Source organism: Phaeodactylibacter sp. (genome assembly GCF_022763345.1).
Classification (GTDB): Bacteria; Bacteroidota; Bacteroidia; order Chitinophagales; family Saprospiraceae; genus Phaeodactylibacter.
Genome location: NZ_JALEGS010000006.1, coordinates 1 through 12,825 on the forward strand (window position 1 = coordinate 1; position 12,825 = coordinate 12,825).

Genomic DNA, 12,825 nt, shown 5'->3' on the forward strand with positions numbered 1-12,825 from the left:
TATCGTAAATAGCAGAAGAGTGATAATCTTCATTCTGGAAATTTATTTCATATTAGCCATAAATTTGTTCTTCCTTTTTATTTTGCCTTAGATTCCTGAAAAGCATATACAATGACTTTGTCACACAGCGAAAAGGGACAATGAATTGAGGACAAACGCTTAAAAAAGAACTTCCGCCTGCGCCTTGCTATGGCGAACGGAGAAACTCGCCGTCGGAATCATTCTCCGGATTCCAGTTTAGGGCCCCTTAACCCCAAACTGGAATGGAGAAACCGTAGCGGTAGTCTCCAAAGTTATACTTTCGGCCCGGCCCCGCCAAATAGACGGGATTTCGCGGCATTGATTGCTGTTGCTATGGCGCTCAACATTTCATAACCAAAGGGGTAATAATCAGTAGCTGCCATGAATACGGGGTCGAAGTACTCTGCTTCATCATCGGCATCCGTGTCTTTGTAGTATTTGCGGTCATTGAGCACGGCCATGACATTGCCCACTCGCCTTCGCAGAGGCTATGGCGAGCGGAGAGTGGTTGGATATCTCGTACCGTTTCCAGCCTATGCAGAGCTTTTCCTGGTCGCTGAAGTAGGGCGTGTCGTTGAGGTCGTTGCCGTTATGCCAAGTCACATCGGGCTCTACTGACCCCAGGCGGCTACTGCCGTATAGATACTGCTCCGACCAGGTCACCGTATCGCTGTCTTGGTGGTATACTGCCAGTGCTCTGTCAAGTATGAAAAGCGGAGTAAGGTGTCAGCAGGCTTTTGTCCAGATCAAGAAACGCCCGGAGCCTGGTAGCCTTAGCTACCAAGGCGAGGACGTGACGCAGAACTGGGCAAAAAGATGCCACAGATTACCCGTCGTTTGATACTTGACAGAGCACTAGAACATTGCCCTGTGCATCTCTTACGTACCAAGTATTTCTTGTTATAGAGTTGTCCCGGTCATGAAACTGTTTCCACACCCGGTTTTGGTCAGGCCCGTAACCAAATGTGTATCTTATTTTTTTAGTTGGATAATTAACAGTCTTAACCTTTCCGTAAGCATTCCACCCGATCCTTGCTACCGCTAACGAGTCATCAGCAATATTCCCTGCTCCGTCGTACGCATACTTTGATGTTGACCCAGTGTCAAAGTCCCCTGTGAACGCCCCACTGCTTACGTTATCGGTAACCTCAAAAATCAAGTTATTATTTGGCAGGTAATCGTACTCTATGTCATCCATCAAAGCGCTGGAGGAGGATTTTCTATACAGCCTCAATATGTTCCCGTTCGCATCATAGTTTATAGTATCTACTCTGTAGGTACTCATGGGGCTCGTCCCACTTTGCCATGCATAGGTTCCTAAGGTAATATTATCCCAGCTTTCCATCCTCTTGAGCCGGTGTAACTGGTCATAACGGTAGGCTTGCCCCCACGGTTCTCCCAATTGGCGGAAGGACACGCCTTTGAAGCCCCCTGGCTGGAAGTACAACTGAAAAGATAGCACAGGACAATTGCTGTTTTGCTTTTTTGTACCTTCCACCCTGACACAACAAAACAGCGAATCCTATGAAAATAATAGCGCTTGACGGTAGAACGCTTAACCCCGGAGACCTGAGTTGGGAAGGGCTAAGCAACTTCGGCGAGTACGAAATCCACGACTTTACGCCCAAAGAACAGGTGGTGGAACGGGGACGGCCGGCGGATATCCTCCTCGTCAATAAAGTGGTGTTGGGGAAAAACGAGCTGGCGCAACTCCCCAATTTGAAGTGTATTTGCGTCACCGCTACCGGTTACAATAACGTCGATTTACAAGCCGCCCGGGAACGCGGTATTCCGGTATGCAATGCGGTGGGGTACAGTACGGATTCCGTTGCGCAGCACGTTTTTGCGCTCCTGCTGGCGCTAACGAATAAGGTGTACCAACACCACATCAGCGTGCAGGCCGGCGAATGGCAGCGCAGCGATGATTTTGCCTATACCTTGCACACCTTACCTGAACTGGCTGGAAAAATCTTTGGCATTTACGGCTTCGGGCGCATCGGGCAACGGGTGGCAGACCTGGCGCAGGCTTTCGGTATGAAAATCCTGGCGACCCACAAACACCCCGAGCGGGATGCCCGCCCCGGCGTGGAGTTTGTCAGCCTGGAGGAATTGTTCGAACGAAGTGATGTCATCTCTCTGCATGCCCCTCTTTCTGAGGCCAATCGTGAGATTGTGAATGCCCAACTGATGCAGCGCATGAAATCCACGGCCTACCTCATCAATACCGGCCGGGGCGGACTGTTACAGGAAGCAGACCTGAAGCTTGCCCTCCAGGAGGGGCAACTGGCAGGAGCTGCACTGGATGTGCTCAGTACGGAACCTCCAAAGGAAGGCAATGTGCTCATCAGCGCCCCGAACTGCATCCTCACGCCCCACCTGGCCTGGGCCTCGCTGGAAGCCCGGCAGCGCCTCATGGACATCACCCTGAACAACATCAGGGGCTTTCAGGCAGGGGCTCCGCAAAATGTGGTCAACTAATCGTCCCAATACAAAGCGCCGGCCACATGGCGGTAGGCAAGTGCGCGGATTTGCCTTAAATTTGCCCTATGAACCTTCGTAAGCCACCCATTTCCTGGGGTATTGCCATCCTGATCGCGATCGGGCTGGGCTTGCTGTGGAGCCTTAGAGACTACCTATTTCTGCTTTACCTGCGGGAAAATTATCAGTTTGAGTGGCCCCGGCTGTGGCTGCATGTCGCCAACTACTCTACCTGGGGCATCCTTTTTCCGCTCGTGCACCACTGGATCAGGCGCACTCAGGAGCATCAGGATCGCTACCGCCTGATTGGCAGCATTCTGCTGATCGGGTTCGGGCTTTCTGTCCTGCACGAACTGGTATCCAACATTCTGTTCTTTGGGATGCTGCATTTTACCGGCAAGGAGCTGATTTCGGCGGATACATTCCGGCATATTTTCCGTGCCCTTCCTGCTGCCCTGATTTCACGTATGGTGGAGTTTGGCATCATTTACACCATTTACTCGGCGATCAACTTTCAGCGGAAGCTGCGCGATCAGCGGATTGCCATGGCAGAAATACAGTCGCAGCTCTCGGGCGCACAACTCAATGCCCTCCGCCTGCAACTACAGCCCCACTTTCTGTTCAATACCCTGAATACCATTTCCGCCCTCATGGAATTTGATAAAAAGGAAGCCCAGCGGATCGTCTCCCGCCTGGGCAGCCTCCTGAGAGTCGTCCTTGACCAGGAAAAAAGCAACCTCATCTCCTTGCGGGAAGAGCTGGAGTTCATTCAAAACTACCTCAAAATAGAGCAGACCCGCTTTCAGGACCGGCTGGAAGTTGAATTCGATATAGAAGAGCAGGCACAACAGGTACAGGTACCGAGCTTGATTCTGCAACCGCTCGTCGAAAACGCCATCAAACATGGGTTTGCCAGTCAAAGCGGAGATGGGAAAATCACTATTGCCGGTCGGATCGCCGATGGACAGCAGCTCCTTTTGGAGGTTCGTGACAATGGAAAAGGCAGTACCGCCGAACAGTCAGCCTTGCTCAAAAAAGGCATTGGGCTTCAGAATGTCCGGGAGCGCCTGTCCCTGCTCTACGGGGAGCGGGCCGGCTTCGGGTTGCAATCTGCTCCCGTCGAAGGCTTTGTGGTCACCCTGGCCATTCCCACACAAAAACCAACGCTATGAAAGTCATCCGTGCACTTGTCGTAGACGATGAGCCCCTGGCCCGGGCGCGGATTGTCAAACTGCTGGAGCGGGCCGAAGGCGTACTCTGCATTGGAGAATGCAAAAATGGCCGGGAAGCACTGAGGCAAATCCGGGATTACCAACCGGACCTCGTTTTTCTCGATATAGAAATGCCTGACCTGAATGGGTTTGACGTCCTGAAGCAGGAAGCGCTCAAGCCCCTGCCTTTCATCATTTTTGTCACAGCCTATGATCAGTATGCACTCAAGGCTTTTGATGTGCACGCGGTGGATTATCTGCTCAAGCCCTACGATGATGACCGCTTCGAACAGGCCCTTGCACACGCCCGGGAGCAGATACAGACCAGAGAAAATGCTGAGCTGCACCAGAAGATGGTATATCTGCTAAAACAGCACGAAGCACAACAAATACCCGGGCTGCAGTTTCTGGAAGTCAAGGATAAAGGCCGGACACTGGAGATCAATGTGCTGGACGTACAGTATTTTGAAGCCGATGGCAACTACCTGATTGCGCATACCGCCCCCCGCAGGCACCTCATCCGGCAGACCTTACAATCCGTAGCGGATGCCCTGCCTGTAGGTCAATTCCTCCGTATACACCGTTCCCTCCTGGTCAATACCAATGCTATTGAGCGGGTGCAGTACGAGGGTAACAATCAGTACACGCTGCACCTGCGCAACGGTGAGGCACTGGCATCCAGCCGGGGTTATAAGACCGAAATCCATCAGTATTTGGAAGCCCGGGGCGAAGACGCTTAACCATTCACCACAATTCCCACCACTGATCACAAATCCCTTGCAGACAGCAGATTAGCCCCCTATCTTTGAAACATCAAAGAAGTTACCCGATTTTAAAAATTATGATGATGTGGCAATGGCGGCCCAGTCTTTTATGGCTGGGCCGCTTTTTTTCATCTTTGTCAGTATCCCCCTGCATCCCTCCCGAAATCTCCCTACCTTTGCAGCATGCTTACACAAGGGGAAACCATCCGGGTAAAAACCTGGAACGAACTGCAAGACATACTTTACCATGACTCCTGGAATGACCAGTTGCAGCGCTTCCGCTCGGGCTATGTGTACCGGGGCATGGAGGATATCAATTTCGAGCTGACTTCCACCCTCAACCGGTTGGGAGAATCGCACCTGGAAAAGCACCTGTTGCGCAATTTCCGGAAGTACTCTCACAAGCAAATCCGCTCAGAGTATACCTCCGTCTGGAACTGGCTGGCGCTGGCTCAGCACCACGGCCTGCCCACCCGCCTGCTCGACTGGACTTACTCGCCCTATGTTGCCTTGCATTTCACTACCAATGACTTTAACCGCTACGACCGGGACGGCGTCATCTGGGCGGTCAACTATGTAGATTCGAAGTTACATCTGCCCGATCAGCTCGCGCTCATCATAGAAGAGGAAGGGTCTCATATCTTTACCGCTGAGATGCTGGAGCGTGCCGTGGACAGCCTGTCCAAGCTCGGAAATCTGAAAAATGACGATTTCGCCGTTTTCTTCGAGCCTCCATCAATCGATGACCGGATTGTGAATCAATATGCCGTCTTTTCCATGATGTCGGACCCCAACACCTTGCTCAGTGACTGGCTGATCGGACGCAAGGTGCGCTACTTTAAGATCATTATCCCGGCAGAGCTCAAGTGGGAAATCCGGGATAAGCTCGACCAGTCCAACATCAACGAACGGGTGCTGTTCCCTGGTCTTGACGGGCTGGCCACCTGGCTCAAGCGCCACTATCGGGATGTAAGGCTGGAACCTTCGCCCAGGAAGATTTCGGAACCTCAGGATGAACGGCCATCTGAAGGGTCTTAGAACCGGTCGGCCCGGGCCATTTTCCAATCCATCTGCCAGTCTGCAGGGATCATATGCTCATCCCGCAGGCAGCCTTCGGGTATTTCCGGGTATAAATCACTGTACCGCCTTACCTCATGCATGCTGATCCGGCGATAAATATGATGGCGGGTAATCTGATCCGGGTGTTCCAGCCCGGCAGCGCCCAGCAGTTCCACAAAGTTTTTGATGGTTTCCTGCTGAAAGTTAGCCACACGTACTTTTTTATCGCTTACCACCAGACCTTGTACCAATTCCGGGCGTTGGGTAGCCACGCCCGTTGGGCAGTTGTTTTTATTGCACTCCAAGGCCTGAATGCAGCCCAGCGCCAGCATCATAGCACGGGCGCTGTAGCAGGCGTCGGCACCCAGCGCAAAGGCGCGGAACATGTGGAAACCGGTAAGAATCTTTCCGGAGGCAAAAAGCTTAATGTGCTGCTTAATGCCAAATCCATGCAAGATGTCATAGGCAGTGGCCAGGCCTTCCCGAAAGGGCATGCCTACTGAATTGGAAAACTCGGGCGGGGCAGCCCCGGTACCGCCTTCTCCCCCATCCACAGCGATAAAGTCCGGGTAGATATCGGCCTCAATCATGGCTTTGCAGATGGCCATGAACTCCGAACGACTGCCCATGCAAAGCTTGAAGCCCACCGGCTTGCCTTTCGAAAGCTCCCTAAGCTGCCCGATGAACGCCACCAGGCCCTGAGGGGTGGAAAAAGCCTTGTGCCCGGGAGGCGAGAGTACCGAAGTCCCCACTTTCACCCCTCTGATTTTGGCAATTTCTGGTGTGTTCTTCGCTGCCGGCAGAATGCCGCCGTGGCCAGGCTTGGCGCCCTGTGACAATTTCACTTCTATCATTTTCACCTGTGGAGAAGCCGCGCGCTCGGCGAAGGCCTCGGGGGAAAACTGCCCGTCTGGCGTGCGGCAGCCAAAGTATCCGGTACCAAACTGATAGATCAGGTCGCCGTTGTGCTTCTCGTGGTAAGGGCTGATCCCGCCCTCTCCTGTGTTGTGGGCAAAACCACCCATTTCAGCACCACCATTGAGCGCCATGATGGCATTTTTGCTCAGGGAGCCAAAGCTCATGGCAGATACATTCAGAAGGCTGGCGGAATAGGGCTGACGGCAGGCTGCATTCCCAACCGTCACCCTTGGGTCCTTTACGAGGTCGTGGGCATCTTTGGCGGCGATGGAGTGGTTGAGCCATTCGTACCCTTCCCGGTAAAGATCGAGCTGTGTGCCAAAGGGCGTAGTATCGCGTACTTTTTTCGCCCGCTGATAGACCACTGAGCGGTAAATCCGGTTGATGGGGCGCCCGTTGGTGTCAGATTCAATGAAATACTGGTAAAGCTTGGGGCGAAGTTCCTCCAGCACATACCGCCCCCGGCCAAAAACCGGAAAATTGCGCATCACCGTGTGGCGGGTCTGCACCATATCATAAAAGCCGAGCCCAAGGACAGGAGCCAGCAAAATCAACCCCCAAATAAGTGGCGGCCAAAAGAAATAGGCACCCAAAAGCAGCGTACCGAGGGATAAAAATGCAAAGACTAAGAATTCGTTTCTCATGGTTTTTCCAGGTCATTTGTCCAATTCCAAATCAGGCTTCACAGGTGTGGAAGCAGGCTGTAAAAAGGTATAGGCGTGCGCTACAGCACATCAAACCACTTTAAGCGTACTTTCTCCAGTCGGGCGAGCAGGCTAGCCATCCATAGCCCGATAAGGGTCCATCCGATGATAGCCGGATAAAAGACCAGGCGCATGGTGTTGTCCAGATCCTCACCGCCCAGTGCCGGGTTGCCTCCTGCGCCCGGGTGCAGGCTGTCGGTCAGGCGGGGGACCACGTAGATGAGCGGAATGAGGGCGGCAAAGGCGAAAATGTTGTACACCGCTGAAATACGCGCCCGCTTGTCCGGGTCATCAAATACGGCACGAAGGATAAAGTAGGCCAGGTAGATCAAAAGCGCAATGACCGTCATGTTTTGCTTGACATCACCGCTCCAGTAGGCACCCCAGGTGTGTTTGGCCCAGATGGCACCGGTTGCCAGCCCCAGTATGCCAAAGAGGATGCCCACCTTGGTAAATGCCTGCGCATTGCAGTCCTGCCGCAGGTCACTTTGGCGAAGGTAGCGGATGCTAAAGGTCAGGGCACCGATGAAGATAAAGATCATCGCAAACCACAACGCAACGTGGAAGTATGTATTACGGATCGTTTCATACAGGATATTCCGGAAGGGAAAGGTAAAGGTCCAGCGTTCGTTCAGCCCTTCTATGGGTGTATTGGGAAAGGCAGCAGCACCGAGCTCAGGCGCTACACTATCCTGGGTGACAAACACCGCACTGGGCAGGACGGAGGTACCATCCTTTTCATGATCCACCACCAGCGTAAAGTCCTGGACTTTCCGGTCCACCGGAAGGTAGGATGGAATGGCAAAAGTGGCTTCCAACCTGCGATCGTCCAATACCTTAACGGCTTGTGCCCCAAGGGCACGCTCATCATCCATCTTCAGCCAGGCCCGCACCTCCGGGCTTTGGGTGTACATGGAATTGTAGCCTGTGATTTCCAAAACGGCTTCCTGCCCCGTGCGCAAACTGCCCGGAGACACACCGGAAATGCCCGGATTAAGCGGTACAATCATCCCGGCTATGAATACATAACACAAGATGAAGACGCCCAGAATTTTCCACCAGTAGGTTTTCATAATCTCATTTTCGCTTCAGGGCTTGAAATAACTATATTTTGAGGGAATAGGCAACTCTATGTGTCAGGAACAGGTCAGATCAGGGGCGGAATAAGCAGACCAAACCGGCATACCGAAAAAATGGGACGGAATCCATACCCAAACCAAACAGAATAGCAGGGAAAAAATTGAAACCGAATTTTTTACTTAGTGTATAATTTACACTACCTTTAGCCGAGTTAAAAGGACAGTCATGATAGTAGTAGTAGATAGTGGCTCGACCAAAGCCGACTGGAAAATGATCAGCGGCTCGGGGGTACAGAGTATTACCACAATGGGGTTTAACCCTGTTTTTCATTCTGAGGAGGTCATTTTTGATGAACTTCAGAAATCTTTAGTTCCGGAAGTTGCAACGGAGAAAGCCGAAAAGGTTTTTTACTACGGAGCGGGCTGCTGGGACGCCCGGCTGAAAGGCACCGTACAGAAAGCGCTGGACCGGGTCTTTGAGCATGCAGATATTGAAGTGCACCACGACCTCCTGGGCGCAGCCCGTGCGACCTGCGGCCATGATCCGGGCATTTCCTGCATCATCGGCACGGGTTCCAACAGCTGCCTGTACGATGGTAAGGATGTAATTGACAACGTGACCAATCTGGGCTATCTGCTAGGGGACGAGGGTTCTGGCACCCACCTGGGCAAGCGCCTCATCCGGGCCTTTTTTTACCGGGAGATGCCTAAGAAGCTGCACGATGAGCTGGAAGAAAGCCTGAAAGGAGGCAAACAATCCATTCTGGATAACGTGTATAGCGGTGAGCCGCCCAATGTGTACCTTGCTTCGTTTACCAAGTTCATGGGCGATCATCAGGACCACCCTTTCATTCAGCGGATCTTGTTTGATTCCTTTGAGCAGTTTATCGACCGGCATGTACGCAAATATAAAAACCACATGAGCCTGCCTGTGCACTTTATCGGTTCGGTGGCCTACTATTTCAAACAAACACTAAGTGTCATCCTTGATGCACGGGATATGCAGATGGGGAACTTTATTCAGAAGCCGATTGATGAGCTGGTGCGCTTCCACACCGAAGAATAAATGCCTACTTTTGCGGCTTGGTTAATGGTCAAAGCCAGATGGCCTGATATGCAGGGCTCAGCCCTACAGAGCACGGACTGGTATAGAGCAAGAATAAAAATGGAGTCGCATTTGACACAAGGATAAAACTAAACGAATGAGCAAGGAGATCAAACGCATTGCTGTTTTTACTTCCGGTGGCGATGCCCCGGGCATGAATGCTGCCATCAGGGCCGTTGTGCGTAACGCTTCTTTTCACGATATGCACGTCTACGGTATCCGCAGAGGGTATGAAGGGTTGATTGATGGCGACCTGGAGCGACTGGAGCGCCGGGACGTAGGCAATATCCTTCACCGGGGCGGCACAGTGCTTAAAACTGCCCGCAGCCAACGGTTCATGACACCGGAAGGGCGGCGCTCTGCCTATGAGACCCTGCTCGCGCACGATATTGAAGCCTGCATAGCCATCGGAGGCAATGGTACCTTTACGGGGGCTTCTGTCTTTACCGAAGAGTATGATATTCCCTTCATTGGCGTGCCAGGTACGATTGACAACGACCTTTACGGTACGGACATGACCATCGGCTTTGATACCGCCGTGAATACCGCCATCGAAGCGGTGGATAAAATCCGGGATACAGCCGATTCTCACAACCGGTTGTTTTTTGTGGAGGTGATGGGGCGGCACGCCGGCTTCATTGCCCTGAATACCGCTATTGGCAGCGGTGCAGCCAGTGCTCTAATCCCGGAAACGGATACTTCGATTGAGGAACTTGTGGAATTCCTGAAGATGGGCGCCCGCCGCAAGAAGCTCTTTAGTGTAGTCATCGTTGCAGAAGGCAACAAAAACGGAAACGCGAGTGAGATCGCTGCCCAGGTCAAGGAAAAGTTTGATTTTTACGATACCAAAGTGACCATTATTGGCCACCTGCAGCGCGGCGGATCGCCTACTGCGCTTGACCGGGTGCTCTCCAGCCGACTTGGCTTTCATGCTGTGGAAGGGCTGGTGAAAGGGCATAAGAATGTGATGACCGGGCTGGTTAATGGCAAGATCAAGTACACGCCCTTCGCAGAGGCGATCACTAAGTCCAAAAACCTGGACAACGACCTGGTCCGGATGGCGGAGATCCTAGCGCTTTAGTACCAACTCAAACTGCTGTCTGATTTGGGGCAGCCGTTTGAATCCACCCGATAGTCCAAGGGCAAGTGTCGGCACCAAAAAGTGCGGGAAACGCATAACCGCTTCGTGCACCCATTGCAACAGCACAGTATCCCAGGTTGCCACATAGGCATAAGCCCAGGGTCGGGCGATGGTGGTGGACAGCCCCCAAAACACGGCATAAGCCAGTGCGATGCGGGCGACGCGCCCCGGCAGGAAAATCAAGACACTTAAAATGAAATCCAGGGCTGCTGCGACCATCAAAAACTGAGCAGCTTCAACTTCATCCACTCCCAGTATACTCATCACCATAAAGACGAAGTAGCCCGGCCGTGGATAATACCCTGCGGCATACAGCCCGTGGCAGGTAAAGGTCAGCGCAATACAAACTTTAAGGAATAGCAGCAAAGACCGGTTGAACCGCCGCTCCGGCGCAACGGCGACCCAGGCCAGTACGGCCGGTGCCGTAAACTGAAGAGCGTATTCCAGAAACTGCCCCAGGAAGAAAAATTTCTCTTTGCAGTACAGCCCCGCAAGGATCAACAGGCTAAAGCTGCTCATCCACAACACCACCCGACCGGCCCTGCCCCAACGTTGGACGGTAATCGCTACCAACCCAGTCAGCACATAAAATACGCCGGTGCCGAAGACCAGCTGCTGAATCCACCAATCGGTATTAGGGTTGGTGACATAGGCTTGCCAGTCCATACCCAGAACGGTTTGTACGGTACTTTCCATCCAGGCCTGGTCCCAAAGCAGGGTGCGAAAGGGCGCATCCCAGTACAAATGCTGCCAGCCGCGGGCGAAGAGTACACTCGCAGCACTCCATTGTAAAATGCGGAACCAGAGGGTGGAAGACTTTTGCTGCATCCTTTTTTAGCTCTTTAACGTGAAATGGGGCTAAAGGTATTGCTTTTGGGGGTGAAAAATGGGGTAATGAGCAATTGGCTTAATTAGGATTGGCAGAAGCAAGGGCACCGGACCTGGTTCTCGCCCGGCGCACTCTCCGCCCGACGTAGTTTAGAACGTAGTCGGGCCTTTCGCCGGGCGGGCTGAACATAGACACTCGAAAAGCACACCGGGTGAATACCCCTCCAACGGCTTAGCTTAGTGCACCCGGTGAGGCTGTTTCGCCCGGCGCACTCTCCGCCCGACGTAGCCTAAAACGTAGTCGGGCCTTTCGCCGGGCGTGCTGACCAGGAGCAAACCAAAAGCACACCGGGTGAATGCCCCGGCAGCGGCTGGGCATAGTCCACCCGGTGAGGCATAGCCCAAGCCTACTCTCCCCCCTCCACCGAGTCATTCATCAGATAGGCTTTGAGGAAGCCATCGAGGTCGCCGTCCAGGACAGCGTCTGTTTGGCTGGTTTGGTGGCCGGTACGGTGGTCTTTTACCCGGCGGTCATCCAAAACATAGGAGCGGATTTGGGAGCCCCACTCGTTTTTCATCTTCTGGGCTTCCACTTTATCTTTCTCAGCCAGTTGCTTTTGAAGCTCAAGCTCGTAGAGGCGGCTTTTGAGCATCTGCATCGCCTTCTCGCGGTTCATATGCTGGGAGCGCTCCTGCTGGCATTCCGCCACTACACCTGACGGCAGGTGACGTACCCGCACGGCAGATTCCGTCTTGTTGACGTGCTGCCCGCCCGCACCGGAAGCACGGAAGGTGTCCCATTCCAAGTCTGCCGGGTTGATTTCCACCTCAATGCGGTCGTCAATCATGGGGTGCACGAAAACCGACGCAAAGGAGGTCATCCGCTTGCCTTGCGCATTGAAGGGGCTGATACGCACCAGGCGGTGGACGCCATTCTCCCCTTTAAGCCAGCCGTAGGCGAAGTCGCCCTGTATTTCAAGAGAGACGGACTTGATACCAGCTACATCGCCCTCCTGCTTTTTAAGTTCGGAGAGCTTGTAGCCGCTGCGCTCTGCCCACATGACATAAATACGCATCAGCATTTCGGCCCAGTCGTTGGCTTCGGTACCACCCGCACCGGCATTGATTTCCAGGATGGCGTTCAGTTCGTCTTCCTCCTTGTTGAGGGTGGAACGGAACTCGGCATCCTCCAATGCAGCCAATGCTTCATCGTAGCGTTTATCGACCTCTTCTTCAGTGCCCTCTCCTTCCTTGTAGAATTCGTAGAGGACTTCGAGGTCTTCAATTTTGCCCTCCAGCTCATCGTGGAGGCTCAGCCAGTTTTTATGGCTTTTCAGTTCTTTAAGAATCGTTTCGGCCCGCTTTGGATCATCCCAGAAACTGGGGTCCATGGACTGCTGTTCTTTATCTTTGATTTGCATGCGCCGGTTACCGACGTCAAAGATACCTCCCTAAAGCAGCCAGGCGATCCTGCAAGTTTTTCAACTGATCTGCAGTCATACCTTCTGTCGTGGTTT

The 12,825-nt window shown here is 53.0% G+C and carries 12 protein-coding genes and 1 pseudogene; 6 read left to right on the forward strand and 7 right to left on the reverse strand.

Features of this window, described 5'->3' with window-relative positions; genetic code table 11:
• Window positions 1-293: 293 nt before the first annotated feature.
• The 3 genes from MRY86_RS00990 to MRY86_RS01000 all read right to left on the reverse strand — a co-directional run bounded on the left by MRY86_RS00990 (window position 294) and on the right by MRY86_RS01000 (window position 1,306).
• Complete coding sequence (locus MRY86_RS00990; protein WP_293563201.1) at window positions 294-482, reverse strand: hypothetical protein; 189 nt, start codon at window positions 480-482, stop codon at window positions 294-296.
• Window positions 466-684, reverse strand: coding sequence for a hypothetical protein (locus MRY86_RS00995; protein ID WP_293563200.1), 219 nt, complete (start codon window positions 682-684; stop codon window positions 466-468). Before MRY86_RS00995 ends, MRY86_RS00990 begins: the two co-directional genes overlap by 17 nt.
• Window positions 685-847: 163 nt before the next feature.
• Window positions 848-1,306: a hypothetical protein gene (locus MRY86_RS01000; RefSeq protein WP_293563199.1), complete on the reverse strand. Its 459-nt coding sequence runs from the start codon at window positions 1,304-1,306 to the stop codon at window positions 848-850.
• A 239-nt stretch (window positions 1,307-1,545) separates the two neighbouring features.
• Here MRY86_RS01000 and MRY86_RS01005 point away from each other — a divergent pair, with 239 nt between their 5' ends.
• The 4 genes from MRY86_RS01005 to MRY86_RS01020 all read left to right on the forward strand — a co-directional run bounded on the left by MRY86_RS01005 (window position 1,546) and on the right by MRY86_RS01020 (window position 5,512).
• Entirely contained in the window at window positions 1,546-2,499 is a 954-nt protein-coding gene (locus MRY86_RS01005) for a D-2-hydroxyacid dehydrogenase (protein ID WP_293563198.1), read from the forward strand.
• A gap of 68 nt (window positions 2,500-2,567) precedes the next feature.
• Window positions 2,568-3,671, forward strand: coding sequence for a histidine kinase (locus MRY86_RS01010; RefSeq protein ID WP_293563197.1), 1,104 nt, complete (start codon window positions 2,568-2,570; stop codon window positions 3,669-3,671).
• On the forward strand, window positions 3,668-4,450 hold the full coding sequence (locus MRY86_RS01015) for a LytTR family DNA-binding domain-containing protein (RefSeq protein WP_293563196.1): 783 nt from the start codon (window positions 3,668-3,670) through the stop codon (window positions 4,448-4,450). Before MRY86_RS01010 ends, MRY86_RS01015 begins: the two co-directional genes overlap by 4 nt.
• A 207-nt stretch (window positions 4,451-4,657) precedes the next feature.
• Window positions 4,658-5,512: an FRG domain-containing protein gene (locus MRY86_RS01020; RefSeq protein WP_293563195.1), complete on the forward strand. Its 855-nt coding sequence runs from the start codon at window positions 4,658-4,660 to the stop codon at window positions 5,510-5,512.
• Here MRY86_RS01020 and MRY86_RS01025 read toward each other — a convergent pair.
• Window positions 5,509-7,095 carry an FMN-binding glutamate synthase family protein gene (locus MRY86_RS01025; protein ID WP_293563194.1) on the reverse strand — a complete coding sequence of 529 codons (1,587 nt, stop codon included), beginning with the start codon at window positions 7,093-7,095 and terminating at the stop codon, window positions 5,509-5,511. The genes MRY86_RS01020 and MRY86_RS01025 overlap by 4 nt on opposite strands.
• 80 nt (window positions 7,096-7,175) lie before the next feature.
• A complete protein-coding gene (gene ccsA, locus MRY86_RS01030; protein WP_293563193.1) occupies window positions 7,176-8,228 on the reverse strand; it encodes a cytochrome c biogenesis protein CcsA in 1,053 nt (350 codons plus the stop codon).
• 232 nt (window positions 8,229-8,460) lie between these two features.
• Between ccsA and MRY86_RS01035 the strand changes: the two genes are divergently transcribed.
• Entirely contained in the window at window positions 8,461-9,300 is an 840-nt protein-coding gene (locus MRY86_RS01035) for a hypothetical protein (protein WP_293563192.1), read from the forward strand.
• A gap of 148 nt (window positions 9,301-9,448) precedes the next feature.
• Window positions 9,449-10,420, forward strand: coding sequence for a 6-phosphofructokinase (gene pfkA / locus MRY86_RS01040; RefSeq protein WP_363325362.1), 972 nt, complete (start codon window positions 9,449-9,451; stop codon window positions 10,418-10,420).
• Here pfkA and MRY86_RS01045 read toward each other — a convergent pair.
• Both MRY86_RS01045 and prfB read right to left on the reverse strand, forming a co-directional pair.
• A complete protein-coding gene (locus MRY86_RS01045) occupies window positions 10,409-11,308 on the reverse strand; it encodes a hypothetical protein (RefSeq protein WP_293563190.1) in 900 nt (299 codons plus the stop codon). The genes pfkA and MRY86_RS01045 overlap by 12 nt on opposite strands.
• A gap of 431 nt (window positions 11,309-11,739) precedes the next feature.
• Window positions 11,740-12,808, reverse strand: a pseudogene (prfB, locus tag MRY86_RS01050) (peptide chain release factor 2); the annotation flags it as partial.
• Window positions 12,809-12,825 lie beyond the last annotated feature (17 nt).